The sequence below is a fragment of the Arthrobacter sp. ISL-72 genome, assembly GCF_018613755.1.
Taxonomy (GTDB): Bacteria; Actinomycetota; Actinomycetes; order Actinomycetales; family Micrococcaceae; genus Arthrobacter.
The window spans coordinates 123,670-144,950 of the sequence record NZ_JAGGPP010000001.1 but is presented as its reverse complement, the minus strand read 5'-3'; the positions used below and the strand labels follow the sequence as shown (position 1 = coordinate 144,950).

Annotated in this window: 19 protein-coding genes; 4 read left to right on the top strand and 15 right to left on the bottom strand. The window is 64.1% G+C overall.

What is annotated here, in order from left to right; translation table 11 throughout:
* Positions 1–27: 27 nt before the first annotated feature.
* Complete coding sequence (locus J7I92_RS00720) at positions 28–675, top strand: RNA polymerase sigma factor (protein ID WP_214835974.1); 648 nt, start codon at positions 28–30, stop codon at positions 673–675.
* On the opposite strand, the gene J7I92_RS00715 is transcribed toward J7I92_RS00720, so the two are convergent.
* The 5 genes from J7I92_RS00715 to J7I92_RS00695 all read right to left on the bottom strand — a co-directional run bounded on the left by J7I92_RS00715 (position 659) and on the right by J7I92_RS00695 (position 6,939).
* Positions 659–880, bottom strand: a complete 222-nt coding sequence (locus J7I92_RS00715; protein WP_285290046.1) for a YegP family protein — start codon at positions 878–880, stop codon at positions 659–661. The two genes, J7I92_RS00720 and J7I92_RS00715, sit on opposite strands and share 17 nt — an antisense overlap.
* Before the next feature lie 207 nt (positions 881–1,087).
* Complete coding sequence (locus tag J7I92_RS00710; protein ID WP_214835970.1) at positions 1,088–3,595, bottom strand: FAD-dependent oxidoreductase; 2,508 nt, start codon at positions 3,593–3,595, stop codon at positions 1,088–1,090.
* A gap of 24 nt (positions 3,596–3,619) precedes the next feature.
* Positions 3,620–4,624, bottom strand: a complete 1,005-nt coding sequence (gene purU, locus J7I92_RS00705; RefSeq protein ID WP_214835968.1) for a formyltetrahydrofolate deformylase — start codon at positions 4,622–4,624, stop codon at positions 3,620–3,622.
* A gap of 9 nt (positions 4,625–4,633) precedes the next feature.
* Positions 4,634–6,577, bottom strand: coding sequence for a BCCT family transporter (locus tag J7I92_RS00700; protein ID WP_214835965.1), 1,944 nt, complete (start codon positions 6,575–6,577; stop codon positions 4,634–4,636).
* 11 nt (positions 6,578–6,588) lie between these two features.
* Positions 6,589–6,939 carry a bifunctional 3-phenylpropionate/cinnamic acid dioxygenase ferredoxin subunit gene (locus J7I92_RS00695; RefSeq protein ID WP_214835962.1) on the bottom strand — a complete coding sequence of 117 codons (351 nt, stop codon included), beginning with the start codon at positions 6,937–6,939 and terminating at the stop codon, positions 6,589–6,591.
* A gap of 246 nt (positions 6,940–7,185) precedes the next feature.
* On the opposite strand from J7I92_RS00695, the gene J7I92_RS00690 reads away from it, so the two are divergent.
* Together J7I92_RS00690 and J7I92_RS00685 are read left to right on the top strand one after the other, a co-directional pair.
* A complete protein-coding gene (locus tag J7I92_RS00690; protein WP_214835959.1) occupies positions 7,186–8,409 on the top strand; it encodes an NAD(P)/FAD-dependent oxidoreductase in 1,224 nt (407 codons plus the stop codon).
* Between the two features lie 90 nt (positions 8,410–8,499).
* Positions 8,500–9,636 (top strand): aromatic ring-hydroxylating dioxygenase subunit alpha, encoded by a 1,137-nt coding sequence (locus J7I92_RS00685; RefSeq protein ID WP_214835956.1) that lies wholly within the window; start codon positions 8,500–8,502, stop codon positions 9,634–9,636.
* Positions 9,637–9,694: 58 nt separating this feature from the next.
* Here J7I92_RS00685 and J7I92_RS00680 read toward each other — a convergent pair whose 3' ends face one another.
* The 8 genes from J7I92_RS00680 to J7I92_RS00645 all read right to left on the bottom strand — a co-directional run bounded on the left by J7I92_RS00680 (position 9,695) and on the right by J7I92_RS00645 (position 18,925).
* On the bottom strand, positions 9,695–10,501 hold the full coding sequence (locus J7I92_RS00680; protein ID WP_214836459.1) for an IclR family transcriptional regulator: 807 nt from the start codon (positions 10,499–10,501) through the stop codon (positions 9,695–9,697).
* 188 nt (positions 10,502–10,689) lie between these two features.
* Entirely contained in the window at positions 10,690–11,184 is a 495-nt protein-coding gene (locus J7I92_RS00675; protein WP_214835953.1) for a molybdenum cofactor biosynthesis protein MoaE, read from the bottom strand.
* Positions 11,171–12,055, bottom strand: coding sequence for a formate dehydrogenase accessory sulfurtransferase FdhD (gene fdhD / locus J7I92_RS00670; protein ID WP_214835951.1), 885 nt, complete (start codon positions 12,053–12,055; stop codon positions 11,171–11,173). The genes J7I92_RS00675 and fdhD overlap by 14 nt, the downstream gene beginning before the upstream one ends.
* Positions 12,043–13,329, bottom strand: a complete 1,287-nt coding sequence (locus tag J7I92_RS00665; RefSeq protein WP_214835948.1) for a molybdopterin molybdotransferase MoeA — start codon at positions 13,327–13,329, stop codon at positions 12,043–12,045. Before J7I92_RS00665 ends, fdhD begins: the two co-directional genes overlap by 13 nt.
* Positions 13,330–13,462: 133 nt before the next feature.
* Positions 13,463–14,683, bottom strand: coding sequence for a formaldehyde dehydrogenase, glutathione-independent (fdhA, locus tag J7I92_RS00660; protein ID WP_214835946.1), 1,221 nt, complete (start codon positions 14,681–14,683; stop codon positions 13,463–13,465).
* A 433-nt stretch (positions 14,684–15,116) separates the two neighbouring features.
* The gene (gene folE, locus J7I92_RS00655) at positions 15,117–15,716 is read right to left on the bottom strand and encodes a GTP cyclohydrolase I FolE (RefSeq protein ID WP_214835943.1); all 600 of its coding nucleotides are present in this window, start codon (positions 15,714–15,716) and stop codon (positions 15,117–15,119) included.
* The gene (locus J7I92_RS00650) at positions 15,713–18,040 is read right to left on the bottom strand and encodes an FdhF/YdeP family oxidoreductase (protein ID WP_214835940.1); all 2,328 of its coding nucleotides are present in this window, start codon (positions 18,038–18,040) and stop codon (positions 15,713–15,715) included. The genes folE and J7I92_RS00650 overlap by 4 nt, the downstream gene beginning before the upstream one ends.
* A 12-nt stretch (positions 18,041–18,052) precedes the next feature.
* Positions 18,053–18,925: a methylenetetrahydrofolate reductase gene (locus J7I92_RS00645; RefSeq protein WP_214835936.1), complete on the bottom strand. Its 873-nt coding sequence runs from the start codon at positions 18,923–18,925 to the stop codon at positions 18,053–18,055.
* A 166-nt stretch (positions 18,926–19,091) separates the two neighbouring features.
* Between J7I92_RS00645 and J7I92_RS00640 the strand changes: the two genes are divergently transcribed.
* The gene (locus J7I92_RS00640; protein ID WP_396020331.1) at positions 19,092–19,787 is read left to right on the top strand and encodes a GntR family transcriptional regulator; all 696 of its coding nucleotides are present in this window, start codon (positions 19,092–19,094) and stop codon (positions 19,785–19,787) included.
* On the opposite strand, the gene J7I92_RS00635 is transcribed toward J7I92_RS00640, so the two are convergent.
* Positions 19,784–20,656 (bottom strand): bifunctional 5,10-methylenetetrahydrofolate dehydrogenase/5,10-methenyltetrahydrofolate cyclohydrolase, encoded by an 873-nt coding sequence (locus J7I92_RS00635; protein ID WP_214835931.1) that lies wholly within the window; start codon positions 20,654–20,656, stop codon positions 19,784–19,786. The two genes, J7I92_RS00640 and J7I92_RS00635, sit on opposite strands and share 4 nt — an antisense overlap.
* A complete protein-coding gene (locus J7I92_RS00630) occupies positions 20,653–21,279 on the bottom strand; it encodes a cyclodeaminase/cyclohydrolase family protein (RefSeq protein ID WP_214835928.1) in 627 nt (208 codons plus the stop codon). The genes J7I92_RS00635 and J7I92_RS00630 overlap by 4 nt, the downstream gene beginning before the upstream one ends.
* Between the last annotated feature and the right edge of the window lie 2 nt (positions 21,280–21,281).

The window sequence follows — 21,281 nt, the reverse complement described above, 5'->3', positions numbered from 1 at the left end:
TTTCCGGCGTCGAGGGCAGGCAACCACATGGAAACAATCGAGTACGTTTCACCCGGGGGCGGGGATCTGCGCCGTGCTACATCCGAGGAGCCATCCGGCGTCCAGGGCGATGAATCGGATTTGATTGCCCGCGTCCGGGCCGGTGACGGTGCGTCCATGGCGGTGCTGTATGAAAGGTATCGCGGGCCGGGGCTGCGGTTTATCGGCAGCCTGATGTCTGGCGCACAGGAATCCGAGGATGTGCTCCATGACGCGTTTACGAAGGCTGTTGGCGCGATCAGGAACGGATATGGGCCCTCGGATGTGTTTGGCCCGTACCTGAGCACCGCAATCCGTTCCGTAGCGATGACCTTCTGGAACAAGCGCGTTCGGGAGCGGCCGGCACCTGACGAAGACCTGGATCCCGGATCTGCCGATGACCCGGGACTCGAGGCGGTACTGACTGTGTTCGAGCAGGAACACGTCGCTGCAGCGATGCGTTCCCTGCCGGAACGGTGGCGGACGGTGCTCTGGTACGCCGAGGTCATGGGCGAGAAACCACGAAACATAGCGCCGATCCTGGGCATCGAAGCCAACGCGGTGTCCGCGTTGCTAATCCGTGCCAAGGCGGGGCTGCGCACCGCGTACGAGCAACAGAGCGGATCGAAACCGGGTTCCGTCAGTGGAGCGAACTGACACTGACGGGGAAAGCCGGCGGAATATCGGCTGGCCCCGGAGGCACGCTGCCAGTGAGATCCACAATGCTCCCCGTGACTGCTGCCTCCCGCACGGCCCAGATTCCGGCAATGGCGACGTCCTCGTAGGCGTAAGCCTCCGAGGTGAGCATCACCTCACCATCCTCTGCGACAAGTCGGAACCTGAAGCAATCGTCCGCGTCCATATACAGTTCGAACAAAGCGGCCAAGGGTCGTTCTCCTAACGTGATGATGCGAGTTGTTCACAACGCAGGGTCTTAACCGCGTGAAGAGGGGATCATGACGGGCACCGCCGTTGACCTTCCTTAAACCAAGAACGACGGCGACACTCCGGACAAGCCGGAGTGTCGCCGTCGTTCTCTCGCAATAGGGGGTCAGGACGGCGGGAGGCGTCAGCCGCGGAGCCGCTCCATTCCGGGGTCGAACAGCGGCTCGGCGGTCACGGTAGCGGCCACGCGCTCGCCGAAGTACTCGACCTCCACGGCGTCACCGACCCCGACGGCGGCCGGCAGCCAGGCGTACGCGATCGGCTTGCGCACCGAGTAGCCGTAGGCGGCGCTGGTCACGTACCCGGCGGCTTCGCCGTTGACGTACACAGGCTCCTTGCCCAGCACGATGGAGGTGCCGTCGTCCACGGTCAGGCACCGCAGCACCTTCCCGGCGGGCTGTTCCTTGCGGGCGGCCAAGGCCTCGGCCCCGACGAAGCCCACCTTGTCCATGGCCACCGAGAAGCCGAGGCCGGACTGGTACGGGTGGTGCTCGGACGTCATGTCCGTGCCCCACAGCCGGTAGCCCTTCTCGAGCCGCATGCTGTTGAAGGCGCCGCGCCCGGCAGCGATGATGCCGTGCTCCTGCCCGGCCTCGAACAGCAGGTCCCAGAGCTTGAGCCCGTACTCAGCGGTGGTGTACAGCTCCCAGCCGAGTTCGCCCACGTACGAGAGCCGCATGGCCGTGACCGGGATGCCGCCCACCGAGATTTCCTTGGTGCGGAAGTACTTCAGGCCGTCGTTGGAGAGGTCGTCGCCACTTACCTTGCCGATCACTTCACGTGCCAGCGGACCCCACAGGCCGATGCAGCAGGTGCTGCCGGTGATGTCCGAAACATGCGCCCACTGGGCCGGATCCGCGGCCGTCTGCTTCCTGGCCTCGACGCGCAGGTAGTCGAAGTCCACGTTGCTGTTCACACCGAGCTGGAAGTCCTCTTCCCCAAGCCGGGCCACCGTCACGTCGCTGCGGATGCCGCCGTCCTCCTCCAGCAGGAGGCAGTAGGTGACGGCCCCCGGCTTTTTGGTGATGTTTCCGGTGCTGAGCCGGTGCAGCAGGGCCAGCGCGCCGGGACCGGTCACCGCCAGCCGCTTGAGCGGCGTCATGTCATAAAGCCCGACGGCGGTGCGCGTCTTCCACGCTTCGGCCGCCGAAATGGGGGAGGAGAACATCGCTGCCCAGGGTTCGCGTTCAGGCGCCTGCCACTCGGCCGGAAGCTCCTCGAGCAGGCCGCGGTTGGCCTCGAACCAGTGCGGACGCTCCCAGCCGGCGGATTCCAGGAAGAACGCGCCCAGCTCCTTCTGCCGGACGTTGAACGGGCTCACCCGCAGGTCCCGGGGGGATTCCTTGGGCTGCAGCGGGTGCAGGACATCGTAGATCTCCACGAAGTTCTGCTGCGACGTTTCGCTGACGTATTCGTCGCTGGTCTGGACCTTCTCGAAGCGGGTCAGCTCGCAGCCGTGCAGGTCGGTGTGCGACTGGCCTTCGATGAGCAGTTCGGCCATGGCCTTCGCGACGCCGGCGGAGTGGGTAACCCACACGGCTTCGGCCACGAAGAAGCCCTCGAGGTCGGGTGCCTCGCCCATGAGCGGGCCGCCGTCGGGCGTGAAGGAGAAGATGCCGTTGAACCCGTCCTCGATCTGTGCCCGGTGCAGCGCCGGCAGCAGGTCCTGGCTGTCCTGCCAGGACTGCGCGAAGTCTTCGAGCGTGAAGTCCAGCCGGGACGGCATGCGGTGCTCGGACATCTGGTCGGCGGCGACGCGGGGCAGGGTGTCCATGTCCACGGGCATGGGGCGGTGGGCGTAGCTGCCGATGCCGATGCGGTCGCCGTGCTCGCGGTAGTAGAGGTCGCGGTCCTGGAATCGCAGGATGGGCATGCTGGCCCCGTTGGGCATCTGGTTGCGGCCGGCGAGCTCGGCGATGGGAGTGGACTTGACGTACTGGTGGGCCAAGGGAAGCAGGGGCACCTTCATGCCCACCTGCTTGCCGAGTTCACGTCCCCAGAAGCCGGCACAGGACACCACAATGTCCGCCGGGATCACGCCGTTGGCAGTTTCGACGCCGGTGACCTTGCCCCCTGTTTGCTCGATGCCCGTCACAGCGGTGGAACCGAGGTAGGTTACGCCGGCTTCCCGGGTGCGGCTGATCAGCAGCTGGACAGCACGTGCGGCTGATGCCAGGCCGTCCGAGGGGACGTAGAGGCCGCCGAGGACTGTGCGGCCATCGGCGAGGGCCCCGCTGTTCAGCAGCGGCCAGTGCTTCTCGCACTCGTCGGCGTCGATGAGCCGGGCATCGACGCCCCAGGAGGTGGCATAGCCGAGCTTGCGTTTGAGGTCCTGCAGCCGCGTCTCCGTGGTGGCCAGCTCGAGTCCGCCCAGCTGGTTGAAGCAGGACACGCCGTCGGCGCTGAGGGAAAGCAGCTTGTCCACCGTGTAGCTGGCGAACTCCGTCATGGTCTTGGACGGGTTGGTCTGGAAAACCAGTCCCGGTGCGTGCGAGGTGGAGCCGCCCGCCAGTTCCAGCGGCCCCTGTTCGACGACAGTGATGTTGGTCCAGCCCCGGCTGGCGAGTTCATCCGCAAGATTGGTGCCGACGATGCCGGCGCCGATGATGACGACGCGTGGTGATGCGCTCATGAAATTGTTTCTCCTGTTGTTGCGTTAGCGGAAGACGACGGTGCGGGTGTTGTTGAGCAGGACGCGGTGCTGGCAATGCCACCTGACCGCCCTGGACAGGGCCTGCGACTCGGCATCGCGGCCCACCGTGACGAGGGCGTCCGGGTCGAGGCTGTGGTCCACGCGGAAGACCTCCTGCTCGATGATGGGTCCTTCATCCAGGTCGGCGGTCACGTAGTGCGCGGTGGCGCCAATGAGTTTCACGCCGCGGTCATACGCCTGGTGGTAAGGCTTGGCGCCCTTGAAACCGGGCAGGAACGAGTGGTGGATGTTGATTGCCCTGCCTCGCAGTTCGTTGCACAGCCCGTTGGACAGCACCTGCATGTAACGCGCCAGGACCACCAGGTCGGCATCGTACTCGGCGACAAGTTCCAGCAGCCGCGCCTCTGCCTCGGGCTTGTTTGCGGAGGTCACCGGAACGTGGATGAAAGGCAGCCCGGCGTTTTCCGCCATGGGGCGCAGGTCCTCGTGGTTGGAAACCACGACGGCGATCTCGGCACCCAGGCTGCCTGCCCGCCACCGGAAGATCAGGTCGTTGAGGCAGTGCCCGAACTTCGAGACCATGACCAGCAGCCGCTGGGGCCGGCCGTCATGGAAGGCGAAATCCATGCCGAAATCAGCGGCTGTCGGGGTGAACTCGGCCGTGAGGAGTGCGGCGGTCTGCTGGTTGGCGTCCGGCAGCGGTTCCGGATCTGAGCCCGTGAAGTCCTGATGTGCCCGGTCGCGCGTTTCGGTTCTGCTGCGCGTGAAGGCGGTGCGCAGGTACAGTTTCCCGCTGATGTGGTCATCAAACTGCTGATGCTCCACGATGTCGAAGCCGCGGTCGGCGAGGAACGTGGTGACCGCCCGGACGATGCCTGGCCGTTCGGGGCAGGCCAGGGTGAGGACGAATTCTGCGGTGCGGGTCCCGGGTGCCGAACGTGCGGCAGTGGCTTCGACCGTTACGGCCGGAACGATGCCGCCGGGGCGGGCGTCAAGGGTGGTGGTCACGGTTCTCTCCTAATTGGTGGCGGCGCTGGTACGCGACGGTGTCGCCGGCTTCGCGTCGTTGTCGTTGCTGTCTTTGGGCTCGTTGTCTTTGACGTCGCCTGCACAGCGCGAATCGGCGGCACAGCGCTCGTCGCATTCATGCCTGGTGACGAGGTCGAACTGGACCCCGCCGTGCTGGTCCACTCCGGTACGGATGGCCCGTTCCATCACCGACGTGGCCAGTCGACGTCGCAATGCCAGCGGATCACGGCGGAGATCCTTGGCCAGGGCGAAGCACAGCAGCAGCATGACCAGCACGAACGGCAGCGCCGCCACGATGGTGATGCGCTGCAGGCCGGACAGCGCCTCCGACGGTTCGTCGCCGCCGGCCAGGAGCATGACAGCAGCCACAGCACCGGTGAGCAGGCCCCAGAAGATGACGAGTCCGCGGCGGGGGTCGCTTGCCCCGTTGGAGCTCAGCGAGGCCATGATGATGGATGCCGAGTCCGCTCCGGTGATGAAGAAGATGGCTACCAGGACCATTGCCAGCACGATGACGGCCGCCGTTGCCCAGGCGGGCATGTCCAGGTTCTTGACCAGGTCGAAGAGGGCGCCGTCGAACGAAATCGAAGGGACGCCGTCGACCATTTTGAGGAGGCCGTCCGCGGGGTTGTCAGTCTTGTCGGCTTCCTGCTGAATGTGGAAGGCGGTGCCGCCAAAGATGCCGAACCAGATGACGCTGACGACGCTGGGGACCAGCAGGACGCCCGTAACGAACTGGCGGATGGTGCGTCCCCGGCTGATGCGGGCAATGAACATGCCCACGAACGGGGTCCAGGACAGCCACCAGGCCCAGTAGAAGATGGTCCAGCTGGACATCCAGCTCCGGAGCGCCTCGTCGCCGACGGCTTCGGTGCGCGAAGACATCTCGGCCAGGTCGCGGGCATAGTCACCGACGGCAGCCGGAATCAGGTTCAGGATGAAGAGCGTGGGACCGGCGACGAACACGATGAGGGCGAGGACGACGGCCAGCACCATGTTGATGTTGGACAGCCATTGGATGCCGCGGCTGATGCCGGAAACAGCTGAGGCGACGAAGCAGGAGGTGAGGATCGCTACGATCACCACGAGCACCGGAGTTCCGATTTCCCCTACCCAGCCGTTCGAGGTCAGCCCGCTGCCGATCTGCAAGGCGCCCAGTCCAAGGGAAGCTGCGGTGCCGAAGAGGGTGGCGAAGATGGCCAGGATGTTAATGAACTTGCCTACCGGTCCTTCCACCATCCTGATGCCGAAGAGCGAGGTGAAGGCCGCGGAGATCAGTTGCCTCCGGCCGAGACGGTAGGTCCCGTAGGCCATGGCGATTCCGACGACGGCGTACATGGCCCAGGGGTGCAGGGTCCAGTGGAAGATGGAGGTGGCCATGGCGGTCTGGATGGCCGCGGGCGTGCGGCCGTCCACGGTTCCCGGCGGCGGCGAGATGTAGTGGTAGAGCGGTTCGGCGACGCCGTAGAACATGAGGCCAATGCCCATGCCGGCCGCGAACATCATCGCGATCCAGGAGATGGTCCGGAACTCCGGTTTCTCCCCGTCCTTGCCGAGCGGGATGTTTCCGAACTTGCCCAGGGCCAGCCACAGGACGAAGACCACGAAGAGCGAGGCAGTGACCATGAACAGCCAGCCGGTGTACTCCATCACCCAGTTCAGGACGTTTGTGGAGGTGGCGGACAGGCTGTCCCTGCCAAGGAAACCCCAGAGCACGAAAGCGACCGCAATGGCGCCTGTGATTCCGAAGGTGACTTTATCGAGGACCAGCTTTCGGTTCCGCCGCTGTGTCACAGCGTGTTCGGTTTTCGTCTGGCGCAGTTCCAGGAGGATCTGGTCGTGGTCCTCTGCGTCGTGGAATTCTGTTTCGGGGATGGTGCCTGGGATGGTGCTTAAGTCACTTTTCACGCTGATGTCGCTGTTCAAAGCCATGAGCAAGTCCTTTAGATGTGGCCGTCCACTGTCAGGCCAGGGGGGAGATTGGGAACCTCTTTGGATTCGGTAATCATGATGTCGCCGTCGATGACGGTCACTTCGTGGGAGCGGACCGGCAGCTTGGCCGGCGGTGCGTCGACGCTCCCGTCGCGCAGGTTGAACCGGGAGGCATGGAGCGGGCATTCAACCCAGCAGTCCTCTACGTAGCCGTCGGCCAGCGACGCATCCTGATGGGTGCACGTGTCGTCAATGGCAAAAAGTTCACCCTCTTCAGTGTGGAAGACGGCGATGGGGGGCGACGTGTTCAGGCGCAGCGCTTCACCGGGTGCCAGTTCACTGAGCGGGCAGGCTTTGTGCATGTGATGACCTCATTCTTCGGTCGCGGATCGTTGGGGCGCGGCCACCGCTGTGATGTTCCGTATAGAACAACAGCAATCGCGATAAGCAACAGCGTGCGGTAGGTCACAGTCGTTGTCAAGAGTTTTCCCTTCTATTGCGGGCATTTTCCCTATCTGACGGCCGCTCTTGACAGGCAGAGTGGCATGGATCACTCTGTTGCATATAGCGATGGTCGTTGCGTAAGAAGCAATGGAAGAGGATATCGAATGCAGACGCTTGCGATTGTGGGAGCCTCCCTGGCGGGACTCTCCGCCGCCCGGGCGGCGCGGGCCCAGGGCTTTTCCGGACGGATGGTCATCATTGGCGATGAGCCGCACCGTCCCTATGACCGCCCGCCGCTGTCCAAGGACTTTCTCCTCGGCAGAATCACCGCCGAGGACCTTTACCTGGAGGCCGAGACCGACGAACTGCAGGCGGAATGGTTGCTCGGTGCCGGCGCTGCATCACTGGATGCTTCCACGCGCACCATCGTCCTTAAGGACGGGCGGACAGTGCAGGCGGACGGCATTATCATTGCCACCGGCGCAAAGGCACGGCAATTGCCTACCTTGGCCGGACTGAGCAATGTGTTCACCTTGCGCACGCTCGCGGACGCACAGAGCCTTGCTCCCGAGCTGGTTCCCGGAAGCAGGATGGTTGTCATCGGTGCCGGCTTCATCGGCGCAGAGGTGGCCTCGGCTGCAGCCTCACGGGGGATGCAGGTCACCATGATTGACGCCAAGCCCGTGCCGTTCACCGCCCAGCTCGGAACGGAAATGGGTGCTGTCGTCGGTGGGCTTCATGCTGCCAACGGAGTGGAGCTTATTTCTTCCGCGACCATAGAAGACTTCTACAGCGGCGAAGGCAACGTCACCGGAATGCGGCTGGCGGGCGGACGCTACCTTGCCGCCGACGTCGTGGTGGTGGGCATCGGAGCGGAGCCGAACACCGGCTGGCTGGAAGGTTCCGGCCTGGAGCTGAACGGCGGCGTCGTGTGTGACGCGATGGGCCGTACCAACATCCACGGCATTTCCGCCGTCGGGGACTGCGCCGCCTGGTTCGACGAAGCCTCCGGCACGCACCGCCGGATTGAGCACTGGACCGGAGCGCTGGAACGCGCCGCATTGGCCGTGGAGGCGCTGCTGGGCCCGGACGCCGTCCAGAAGCCGCACAAGCCGCACTACTTCTGGTCCGACCAGTACGGCGTCAAGCTGCAGTTCGCCGGGCACTCCGCGGGGTACGACCGGCTGGAGATCGAGGTGGGCGACGCGCTGACGCACAGTTGCCTGGCGGTGTACTACCGCGAGGACATCCCCGTGGCGGTTCTGGGCATGAACCAGCCGCGGCTGTTCACCAAGTGGCGGCGCAGCCTGGCCGTAAATCACGCGGCCGCCATGGAAAGCACTGCTGGCCTGGCTGCCCCCGAACTCGTGGGGGCGGTCGCATCCTGAGGCCCCGTTGACTCTGTCCCGGCGCCGGATGTTCCCGAATTAGTTCTAAATCCTTTGTTTGGTTGTTATGTAGTTGGTTAGGAGTACAAATTGTCTGTTGAGGTAACCACTCCGAGTTTGATTCCCACGTTGCCGGGGTCGACGTATGTGGATGAGGCTGTTTTCCGGGCTGAGCAGGAGCGGATTTTCGAGCAGATGTGGTTCTGCGCGATCCGTTCGGCGGATCTGGACAAGCCCGGGGCGTGGCAGACGGTGCAGGTGGGCCGGGAGAGCGTGCTGATCTCGCGGACCCGCAAGGGCCAGATCCGTGCGTTCTATAACATCTGCCGGCACCGCGGCGTGAAGCTGTGCATGGAGGAAAAAGGCGAGGCTGCCCGCAACTTCCAGTGCCCGTACCACGCCTGGACGTATGACTTTGAGGGCAAGCTGATCGCGGCGCCGAACCTGACGAAGATGCCGGACATCGACCGGGATGAGTACGGCCTGGCCAAGGTGCACATCCGTGAGTACCTGGGCTATGTGTGGGTGTGCCTGGCCGAGGAGCCGCCGTCCTTCGAGGAGGATGTGATGGGTGCGATCGAGGAGCGCCTGGGCGATGTGCACGCCATTGACGGTTACGATGTGGCCAATCTGTCCCTGGGCCGGCGGATCAAGTATGACGTGAAGGCCAACTGGAAGCTCATCATTGAGAACTTCATGGAGTGCTACCACTGCGCCACGATCCATCCGGAGCTGACCGAGGTCCTGCCGGAGTTCGCCGACGGGCTGGCCGCGCAGTACTTTGTCGGTCACGGTGCGGAATTCGGTGAGGACGTCAAGGGTTTCACGGTGGACGGGTCCGAGGGTCTTGACCTGATCCCGGGGGTGAGCGAGGACCAGGACCGCCGCTATTACGCGATCACGATCAAGCCCACGGTGTTCGTGAACCTGGTTCCGGACCATGTGATTATCCACCGGATGTTCCCGCTGGCTGCGGACCGGACCATTGTTGAGTGTGACTGGCTTTACCTGCCGTCGGTGGTGGAGTCCGGCAAGGACGTCACGGCGTCCGTGGAGCTCTTCCACCGGGTCAACCAGCAGGACTTCGACGCGTGCGAACGCTGCCAGCCGGCGATGGGCTCGAAGGTCTACTCCAAGGGCGGTGTGCTGGTCCCCAGCGAACACCACATCCGGGCCTTCCACGACTGGATCGAAGAAAAAGTCGGGGACACCATTCCGTCCTCCTAGATAGGAAGCCAAGGCTGGCTAGGTAGCCCCCGATGAGCCCGGTCCTTGCTGGCCGGGCTCATCGGCGTCTGAAGCCCATTTTCCCGCTGATCGCGAAGCCGGCTTCCTGCATGCCCTCGATGAGTGCGGGGTCGTCTTCCGGGCTGAACCGGAAGGCCGGCCCGGAAATGCTCACGGCCGCGACGACGTTGCCCAGGTGGTTGTAGACGGGAACGGCCACCGCGGTGAGCCCGATTTCGAATTCCTCATGAACAATCGCGTAGCCATTGCGTGAGACGTCCAGTAGCTGCTTCTCCAGTTCCGCACGGTTGGTGATGGTGCGCGGCGTACGGGCGCGAAGCCCGGTCTCCTTCAGGATCCGGTCCCTTTCTTCCGCGGTCAGCGCAGCCAGCAGGACCTTTCCGCTGGAGGTTGCGTGGAGCGGCGTCAGGCTGCCCACCCAGTCGTAGGTGGCGAGCGTGGACGGACCCATGGCCTGGTCCACGTTGACCGCGTAGTTCGAGCGCAGGACGGCGAGATTCACCGTTTCCTTGAACTCCTCCGCAAGGCTCTCCAGCATGGGCCTGGCCTCACGCACCAGGCTCAGCCTCCCGGGGATGGAACTCGCCAGCCGCAGGATGCCAAACCCCAGCTGGTACTTCCCCCGTTCGCTGTTCTGGCGGACCAGTTCCCGGCCCACCAGCGACCCCATCAGCCGGGACACCGTCGATTTGTGGACGCCCATTTCCTCCGCGATTTCGCTCACGCCGGCGTCACCTTCCCTGGCGAGGATTTCCAGGATCTGCAAGGCACGGTCTACGGACTGGACGCCCCCGCCCTGTACGTCGGCGTCCTTTTCAATATCGGGGTCATTGCGTGCGGCCATAATGCCTCGTGTCATGTTCCATGTCAGGCGCCGGGGCCGGAAGCCTCAAGCTGTCCTGCTGCCTCATCATTTCTCATCCTAGTCCGACTCCGGCACGGCCGTTCACGCTGCTTTACATCCAACGCAAAAGGAGAGGCGTCCCGCTTGACCAGGTTCAATGCGGGACGCCTCTCCGTTCGGGAGGGCTTTTAGAGCTTGTTTGCTGCTTCGGTGGCGGACTCATGCGGTTGTACGGCAAAGTCTTCGGCGCCGACCCATTCCACCGCGCCGTTGTCCAGGAATTGTTCCTTCCAGATAGGCACGCGCGCCTTGATGCGGTCCACGAGCTCCGAGCACACGGCAAAAGCCTGTCCGCGGTGGGCGGCGGATACCGCGCATACGAGGGCGGGATCACCAACGTCGAGCATTCCGAGCCTGTGGGCCGCCCAGACCCGGACAGGCTGCTGCGCCTCCCCGGAGTGTTCTGCGATGAGCTCGGCCACGACCTCAGCCAGAACCTGCCGCGCGGTGGGGTGCGCGGTGTAACTCAGCCTGTCCACGGCCTTCCCGCCATCATGGTTCCGCACCACGCCGCTGAAGCTCACAACTGCTCCTGCTTCGTTGCCCTCGACCGCAGCTATCGCCTGGTCCACGGAGATGGGCGCCTCGCTGAGCTCAGCGAACATTACGTCAAAGTCGGGCATAGCTGTCCTCACCGGCCAACATGCGCGGGCGGGCCAGCCTGTCCCGGCCCGCGTAAACGTTGAGGCTGTTTCCCCTGCTGAACCCGACCAAGGTCACCCCGGTCTCAGCGGCAAGGTCAGCGGCCAGGCTCGAAGGGGCGCTCACGGCAGCCAGCACGGGAATACCCGCAAGCGCAGCCTTTTGGACGAGCTCGAAGGAGGCCCGTCCGGAAACCTGCAGCACCGTCCCGCTCAAGGGCAGAAGGTCTTGGCGCAGGGCCCAACCCACCACTTTGTCCACTGCATTGTGGCGCCCGACGTCCTCCCGAAGGCATAACAGTTCCGGCCGTCCTGCATCGTCGATCCTGAACAATCCGGCTGCGTGGACGCCGCCGGTCTTGTCGAACACCGCCTGTGCCTCGCGCAGCCGGTCGGGAAGTTCCGCGAGAACGTCCACCGGAACCCGCAGCTGATCCTGCGCGGGGTCGAAATGGAGGGTCTTGCGGACGGCGTCAATGGAGTCTGTGCCGCAGATGCCGCAGGAGCTTGACGTGTACACATGCCGCATCGTGTCCGGCATCGGGACATCCGGCCGCAGCTGGGCCTCCACAACATTGAACGTCTGCCGGCCCTCGGCTTCACCGGCGCAGAAACGCAGGGAGATCAGCTCGGACTGGCGGCGGATAATGCCCTCTGAGACCAGGAACCCGGCCACCAGGTCAAAATCATCCCCGGGCGTTCTCATGGTCACGGCGAAAGAGCGGCCGCCGATCCGTATTTCCAAGGGTTCCTCAGCCGCCAGGACGTCTTCTTTGAACCGGACCGGGTATTCGGTGGCCGATCCGTCCAGGTGGAAGCGGTGAATCTTTCGGCGCTGCGTCATGCGTGCCATGGGGTATCCCGTCGTCGCTCGATGGTGGGGGAGTTCCATGGAAGGGGAACGACAGGAACCCGCTCGCCCGAATCGACTCCGCGAGGGGGAACGGCCATGACGCAGTCGGCCCAGGCCAGGCCGCGCATCATGCCGGGGCCGGTGTGCGCTGCGGGGAACGCCAGTCCGTGGATGATTTTGCAGGGGATGAGGCGTGTCCGGCCGGGATCCGGCTCGATGTCGTTGCCGGAAAGAACATGATCGACCGGCGGCAGGGGCCTGCCTCCGAGTGCCGCCAGCAGCGGGGCCCCGATTGTCATGAGGGCCATCATGGCAGCCAACGGATTTCCCGGCAGTCCGACGACGAATCGGCCGTCGGGGAGCTCGGCCAGGACGGCGGGGTGGCCGGGACGCATAGCGACACCGTCCAGCAGCACGTGACCGCCAAGCGCCCTCACGGCAGCCCGGAAATGGTCCGTTCCGGACCGGCCGGTTCCGCCGGTGGTTATGGTCACGTCCGCCAGTTGTCCTGGAAGTGCGGCTGCATCTTCCAGGGCCGTAAGCCATTCGTCGTAGGAATCCCCGATCCTGAGGGGGTTGCCGGGAGTCCCTCCCAGCAGCGAAATGACCGTCCCCAGTTGCGGGCCGAAGGTGTCCCTGACCTGTCCCGGTGCGGGAACGCCTGACGTCACCACCTCGGAACCGGTGAGTACGACGGCGACCGTTGCTTTGGCCTGGACCTGCACTTCGTCGTGGCCTGCCACCGCCGCCAAAGCGATGTGGGCAGGGTTGAGGATGGTCCCGGCTGGAATGAGGACGTCACCCGCCGTGGCTTCTTCGCCTGCCGGACGCATGTGCTGGCCCCGTCGCGGCTCGCCGTATTTCGCGTGGGCATTGAGCCTGAGCAGAGGCGTGCCGGCCGGACCTTCCGTGACCTGTCCGCTTTCCTTGCGGAGGATGGCTTCAGCGCCCTCAGGTACAAGTCCGCCGGTGGCGATGACGCCGGCTTGGTCCGCTGACAGTGCGTGTCCGGGTTCCGCGAGGATCCAGGGTCCGGCGCCGTTGACCGCCCAGCCGTCCATGGCGGAAGAGGCATAATGCGGAAGGCTTTGCAGCGCGGTCACGTGCCGGGTTAGTGTTCGCCCCGCTGCTGCCGCGAGGGGGAGGCTCACCGGCGGGAGGGGGCTTGCGCAATCGAAGGCCATTTGCCGGGCTTCTGGCCAGGCGGGAGAGGGCGCGGGGGCAGCCGTCTGCCGGGAAGCGTGGGCGCCGACGGCGATGTCGTGGGTGAGCATCGGTGCCGCCTTCCTGAAGGTCTTAATGCAGAGGGATGTCTTGATGCAGCTTGATGCTGCGGGGCGGACCGGGGACTGCAAAGCCTGCACGCGTGTGGTGTTTGCTTTGCAGTCCCCGGAAAATCGCTGTTGCTTACGAGGCTTTGACGTAGCCGTTCGGGTTCAGCACGAACTTCGTTGCAGATCCGGCGTCGAATTCGGCGTAGCCGCGCGGCGCCTCCTCGAGGGGAATGGCCTTGGCGTTTACTGCCTTGGCGATCTGGACCTTGTCATGAAGGATGGCCATCATCAGTTGACGGTTGTAGCTCATGACGGGGCACTGACCCGTGGTGAAGGACAGCGACTTGGCCCATCCGGTGCCCAGGGACAGCGAGAGGGAGCCATGCTGTGCTGCGTCATCAATTCCCCCCGGATCTCCGGTGACATAGAGGCCGGGAATGCCCAGGGCGCCGCCTGCGGCAGTGATGTCCATCAGGGAGTTCAGCACGGTGGCCGGGGCTTCGTGGGAAGAGTCCTTACCGTGGCCGCGCGCCTCGAATCCGACCGCGTCCACTCCGCAGTCCACCTCGGGTACGCCAAGGATCTGTTCGATCTGGTCCTTCGGGTCCCCCTTAGAGACATTCACGGTTTCGCACCCGAAGGACCTGGCCTGTGCCAGGCGGTCGTCGTTCATGTCGCCGACAATCACGACGGCGGCGCCAAGCAGCTGCGCGCCGACAGCTGCTGCCAGGCCGACCGGACCGGCCCCGGCCACGTAGACCGTGGATCCGACGCCGACTCCTGCGGTGACCGCTCCATGGAAGCCGGTGGGGAAAATATCCGAGAGCATGGTCAGGTCCAGGATTTTTTCGAGGGCCTGGTCCCTGTCCGGGAACCGCAAAAGGTTCCAGTCAGCGTAGGGGACCAGGACATATTCGGCCTGGCCGCCGACCCATCCGCCCATGTCCACATAACCGTAGGCGCTGCCTGGCCGGTCGGGGTTGACGTTCAGGCAGATGCCGGTTTTGCGTTCCTTGCAGTTCCGGCAACGGCCGCAGGAGATGTTGAAGGGCACCGAGACGATGTCGCCCACCTTGATGAACTCGACATCCGGACCGACCTCAACCACTTCACCCGTGATTTCGTGTCCGAGCACCAGGTTCTTGGGTGCCGTGGTGCGGCCGCGCACCATGTGCTGGTCCGAACCGCAGATGTTGGTCGTCACGGTGCGCAGGATGGCGCCATGTGGAACCTTCCGGCCAACGTTGGCCGGGTTTACACCGGGCCCATCCTTGAGTTCGAACGTTGGGTAGTCGGTATCAATGATCTCGACGACACCCGGTTCCTTGTAGGCGACGGCTCTGTTTCCTGACATGAACACTCCTTTGGGCAATACGTGATGCTGGGTTTGGTGGCTGCCTCGTTGCCCGAAAGCGATGCTTCGATGATTACCTCCCCAGGTTTCAGGCACCGAAACGCCGAAACACCGAAGCACCGTTCACGGGAACGAGACGGGTCATCCCTGGTAAGGATGAACACGGTGCCGGGAGGCCCTGGCCCGCATGGCCGGTGCCTCCCGGTGCTGCCTTAGACGTTCGCTGCTTCGCTCGCTGCGGTCAGAATGGCATCTGCCTGGGCCTGGGTGATATCAGACATGTTTCTCCCTTGGGGATGATTTGTGAGGGCCTTCTTGCTGCGGCGCAGAGGGCGCCTGGAAGAGCGGCAAAATGAAGCTGATATGTTGAATACCTTCTAAAAGATATATCAGTTACATCCTAAGCTAGGCCGCCCTCCCTGTCCAGAGTTTTTTAGCGGCCGTGGATCAGGCTGAGGGCCTCGGCCCGGGCAGCCGGAAGCCGAAGCTCGCCGCGCACGGCGGAGGTAATCGTCTTCGCCCCGGGCTTGCGGATGCCCCGCATGGACATGCAGAGATGCTCGCATTCGACCACAACGATCGCCCCGAGGGGGCGAAGGGACGTGACCAGGGCGTCAACCACCTGTGTGGTGAGCCGCTCCTGAACCTGCGGCCTGCGGGCGTAGACGTCCACCAGTCTGGCAAGCTTGCTCAGCCCGGTCACGAGTCCCTCTGCGGAGGGGATGTATCCGACATGGGCCACCCCATGGAACGGCACCAGATGATGCTCGCAGGTGGAGTAGAAAGGTATGTCCTTAACGATGACCATCTCGCCGTGGCCAAGGTCGAAGGTCTTGTCCAGCACGCCGAGGGGGTCCTCATGGAGTCCGCCGTACATTTCCTCGGCGGCACGGGCAACGCGTGCCGGAGTGTCCGCCAGGCCGGGCCTGTCCGGGTCTTCTCCGATGGCCAGGAGGTACTCGCGGACCGCATGTTCCACCCGCGAGCGGTCCACGCCCTTGCTCGGTGCAACTGTCGCGAGGCTGTCAGTCATGGTTCTGCCCGTTCCAGCCGGACCACAACCGACTTGGACGTGGGGGTTCCGCTCGTATCGGCTACCGAATCCAGCGGCACGAGGACGTTGGTTTCCGGGTAGTAGGCAGCCGCGCATCCCCTGGGTGTCGAATACGAAACAATCCGGAAGTTCTCTGCGCGCCGCTCGGTGCCCTGGAATTCGGAGATCAGGTGGACCATCTCCCCGTCGGTGAAGCCCAGTTCGGTGATGTCGGCTTCATTGACAAGGACCACGCGGCGGCCGCCATGGATGCCGCGATAGCGGTCATCCTTGCCGTAGATGGTGGTGTTGTACTGGTCGTGTGAGCGCAGCGTCTGAAGGATAAGCCGTCCGGGGGGAACGCTGAGGTATTCAAGCTCATTGCCCGTGAAATGCGCCTTGCCGGAAACAGTATCGAACTTCCTGGCGTCGCGCGGGGGGTGGGGAAGGATGAAGCCGCCCGGTTTTTGGACTCGTTCCTCAAAGTCGTCGAAACCGTCGACGACCGCCTCGATGTGCTTCCGGATAAGGGAGTAGTCGTCCCTCAGTGAGAGCCAGGCTGCCTTGGGCTTGTTGGGCAGCGCCCGGTTGCTGCTGTCCGTAAAGAGGCGGTGAGCCAGGTTGCAGACAATGGCCACTTCCGACAGGAGATGCTCGCTGGCAGGTTTGAGGCGTCCCCGCGAAGCGTGGACGGCACTCATGGAGTCTTCCACCGTTACCCTCTGGTCGCCTGTGAGCTGGGTGTCCTTCTCCGTCCGTCCGAGCGTCGGCAGGATCAGGGCCCGCCGGCCTGTCGACAGGTGGGAGTGGTTCAGCTTCGTGGAGATCTGGACGGACAGCCGGGTATTGGCAAGGGCTTGCTCCGTGACTTCAGAGTCAGGGGCTGCCCGTACGAAGTTGCCGCCCATCCCCACGAACACGCGGACCTTGCCGTCGCGCATTGCACGGATGGCCGCGACGGTGTCGAAACCATGCTCCCGCGGCGAGAGGAACCCGAACTCGTGGTCCAGCCGGTCGTGGAACTGCTCCGGCATTTTTTCGAAGATGCCCATGGTGCGGTCCCCCTGGACATTGGAGTGGCCGCGGACCGGGCAGACCCCCGCCCCTGCCTTGCCGATGTTGCCTTGGAGAAGCAGGACGTTGACAACGTCGCGCAGCGTGGGGACTGAGTGTTTGTGCTGGGTAAGGCCCATGGCCCAGCAAACGATGGTTGCGTTGGAGGCGAGCAGGCGCTCGCCGGTGGCCTTGATCTGATCAAGTGTCAGGCCGGTCGCTTCGATGATGTCGTCCCATTCGACCTTTTCGATCTGCTGCAGGTACCCATCGATGCCTACGGTGTGGCTGTTGATGAAGTCGTGGTCGAGGACCGTGGACAGTCCCGGGGTGTTCCTTCCCAGGGTTTCCGCCTCCAGAAGGTACTTGCCCAGCCCTTGGAAGAGGGCTTGGTCGCCCCCGGCCCGGATCTGCAGGAAGTCGTCGGTCAGTTGCGTGCCCACCAGCATGCCGGAAACGGTCTGCGGGTTTTCGAACCTCAGGAGCCCGGCTTCGGGGAGGGGGTTGACCGACACAATGACGGCGCCGTTCTTCTTTGCCTTTTCCAGCGCGCTTAGCATCCGGGGGTGGTTGGTGCCCGGATTCTGCCCCGCTACGAAAATCAGCGACGCCGTCTCCAGGTCCTTGAGGCTAACGGAGCCCTTGCCGATGCCAATTGTCTCGACGAGGGCCGAACCGGAGGACTCGTGGCACATGTTGGAACAGTCCGGGAGGTTGTTCGTGCCTATGCCCCGCACCAGGAGCTGGTAGACGAACGCCGCCTCATTGGAGGTGCGGCCGGAAGTGTAAAAAACCGCCTGGTCGGGATCGTTCATGTCCCCAAGCTCGTGGGCCATCAGGTCAAAGGCGTCTTCCCAGTCGATGGGCCTGTAGTGGGTTGCACCCTCATCCAGGAGCATCGGGTGGGTAAGCCGGCCCTGCTGCCCCAGCCAGTAGTCGTCGCGCTGTTTCAGTTCCGCGATGGAATGGTTTGCGAAGAACTCCGGTGTGACGCGGCGGCGCGTCGCTTCCTCAGCCACGGCCTTGGCGCCGTTCTCGCAGAATTCAGCGGCATGGCGCTTGTCGTGTTCTGGCCAGGCGCAACCCATGCAGTCAAAACCGTCGATCTGGTTCACCGCAAGGAGTGTCTGCACGCTGCGCAACGGGCCCATCTGTTCCAAGGACATTTTGAGCGCGTTAGTGACCGCCGGCAGGCCGACTGCCTTGGACTTCGGCTTGGTGAGGGTCAGCTTTGACTCATCGATATTTTCGCGGGGGGCTTTAGAGGCCATGCGATTTTCCCTTCACGTCTTGGCAGGAAATAGGAGCTTGCGGGCGTTGGTGCCACTGCCGGAGCGCGGCTCCGCCACCGGCAGGCTGGCCAGAAGTCCCGGCAGCCGGTCGAGGTCGTTGAAGGTATAAACATGGAACCCGGCAAACAAGGGGTGGTGTGCCAGCTTCTGCTGGACTTCCCGAATCAGGCGGGTGCTGTCAAAGTCCAGCAGGTCGCCGCGTCGCAAGAGCGCTGCCGCCATGCCTGTTCCGCGGGCCAGTTTGAGCGAACGGCCCACTCCGAGGCGGGCGCCCATCGCGAGCAGCTTCTTCACGGAGACCGGCCCGGGGACGCCGACCCAAACGGGGAGGTGGACTCCGCTGCGCCGGAGTGATTCAAAGTATTGGCTGATGGCCTCGGCGGAGAAGCACATTTGCGTGACCAGGGAAGCGGCCATGGGTGCCTTGGCCTCCAGGCTGCTCCTCAACTGCTCCGCGTTGAACTGCGGGTGGCCTTCCGGGTATCCGGCGATACCGATAGAAAAGTCCGGTGAGAAGGCCTTGACCTCTTCCATGAGCTGGCCGCTCCAGGAGTATGGCCCTGCCGGGGTGCGGCGGTCGCCTGCCACGAGGAAAAGTTCCTTTATACCCTCATCGAGCAGGCGTTGCAGCAGCGTGTGCAGTTCGGCGGTGCTGCCGATGCTTCGGGCGGCGAGGTGGGGGACAGGCGTGTAGCCGTGCCGCGCCAGCTCGAGGGAAGTTGCTACCGTCTTAGCGGGGCCGTGATGCGGAAGGCAAGTGACACTTACTGTGCCCGGCGCCTCAACGATGAGCGGGAGCCGGCTGAGCAGATCGGCAGAGGGAACGACTTCCAACCGCAGTTGCGCGTCAGCTTCCGTTCTCATGATTCTCCGTTCATTGGCAAACCCGGCCACTGCCCGTTGCGGCAGGCGTCCTTGCGGGGGAATACTGACATTCCTGTTGGTGCGTATTGATATATCAGCTATAGGAATACTATGTTCAGGGAGCGTTCGAGTCAAGGCTCCTTCACGCAGCGGAAGGGACGTGAAAGTGACAAGCAGCCGCGAGTTACCGGCCGAGACCGGAAGTCCTGGCGGGCCCGCACGGCAGTCTGACGAGACCTACGCCGATTATGCCTATCGGGTGCTTTGCGACGAACTGATCGTCCTCGACATCAAACCCGGAGAGCCGCTGAACGACGACGTCATTTCGCGACGGCTCGGTGTGGGAAGGACGCCCATCCGGGAAGCCATGAAGCGTCTTGAGACTGATCACCTGGTGGTGGCCTACCCGCGCCGGGGCACGTTTGCCTCCGGCGTTGATATTACAGACCTTGCCGAGATCTCCGAGATACGGCAGCTCCTGGAACCCGCTGCATCAGCGCGCGCTGCCCGGGTGGCTTCACCCCGGACGAGGCAGGAGCTGAAGGAGTTCGCCCGTGAAGTGGAGCAACTCCTGGCCGGCCGGCAGGCGCAGCGGGATCTCATGCGGCTGGACATGCGGGTGCACCGGACGATTTACCGGGCGGCGGGCAGCCGGCACCTTGAGGATGTCCTGGTCCGCTACGACAACCTGGCGACCCGGATCTGGAGCCTCGTCCTGGAAAAGCTGCCCCCGGTCTCGGAACACATTGCGCAGCACATCGAGTTGCTGGAGTGCATTGCCGAGGGTGACTCCGAGGCCGCCGCCCGGCTGACCTCGAAGCACGTCGCCGAATTTGAGAACCTGATCCGGTCCGTCCTCTAGCCTACGGGCAGCCGGCCGCCCACTGACTGCTCCCGGGCAGCCTCGGCAGTGTGCAGAAGCAGTAACGCGGTGGTGACAGAGCCCACTCCTCCGGGGACCGGAGTCAGTGCCGCCGCAACGCCGCGGACGCTCTTCTCGTCCACGTCTCCCACGAGGGAACCGTCCGGAAGGACGTTGGTGCCGACGTCGATTACCACCGCTTGAGGGGAAACCTGGCTGCCGGTCAGCAGGCCGGTCCGCCCGGCGGCGACAACCACGACGTCGGCGGCCTTGGTGTATTTCTCCAAAGGGCCGGACCTCGAGTGGCAGACGGTGATGGCGGCGTCCCTTTCCAGAAGCAGAAGGGACAGCGGCTTTCCCACCACGGCTGAACGGCCGATCACGACGACGTTCCGGCCCGCCACCGGGATGTCGTAGTGGTCGAGGATCTCGACGACGGCGCGGGCGGTAGCGGGTGCAAAGGCCGGCTGCCCTACAGCCAGCCTGCCAAGGCTCAACGGATTGGCGCCGTCGATGTCCTTTTCCGGGGCAATGTGGCCCACCAGCTCGTCAATCCGGACGTTGGAAGGCAGCGGGGTCTGCAGAATGATGCCGTTGACGCCTGGTGCTGCGCTCAGGTCCCTCAGCACGCTGGCCAGGACCTGCTGTGTGGCGTCGTGCCCCAGGTCGATGATTCGGCAGCCGATACCCGCGCGTTCTGCCGCCCGCTCGATGGACCGGACGTACCAGTGTGTGGACTCGTCGTCGGTTGCCACGACTACCGCGAGGGTAGGGCGCAGGCCGTCGTTTTCGAGCGTCCGGGCCTCGTCCTGGGCCCTCTGCTGAATGAGGGCTGCCAGTGGCTTTCCGGAAAGCGTCGTAGTGCTCAACTCAGGATCCTTTCGCGTACTCGTGCTACAAGGGTGTCAGCTGCCAGGACGACTTTGTCCTCGAGCCCGTCTGTTTGGTGGGCCAGCAGCGTGCGTGCCTCCGTGTCCTTGATGGCAACCACGTTGATGTCGATGTTCACGCGCGCGGTGGTCGCGGCTGCCCGGGCGGCATCGGCGGCAGCCGCGACGTCACTGATGACGTTCGGGTTGGCAACGTCGAATAGTTCGGTGGCGAGGTCCACCACTGCGCCGGCAAGTTTGATGAGCTGCGCGGGAGTCTGGGCTGCCTGAACAAGGGCAGCCTTAATTGTTGCTGCCCGTGCGGTTTTGAGTTCTTCCGTCCCGGCCGGGAGCTTATAGGCGTCGATGACGCCCTGGAATGCATGCTCGTCGGCATCGGCGAGGCCCAGGGCTTCACCAATGAGGCTGTCAGCCGCCTGGATGATGCGCTGCACTGCTGCGGCGTGCTGCTCATATTTGCCGCCGGTGGTGTAGCGGCCAACCATGGCGACGAGCGCGGCGCCCTGCGCGGCATGCAGGGCGGCAGCCGCGCCTCCGCCGGGAGTCGGCTCGCGCGAGGCAAGCCTGGTGAGGTAGTCGTTGACTGTTTCTGATCTGATCATGG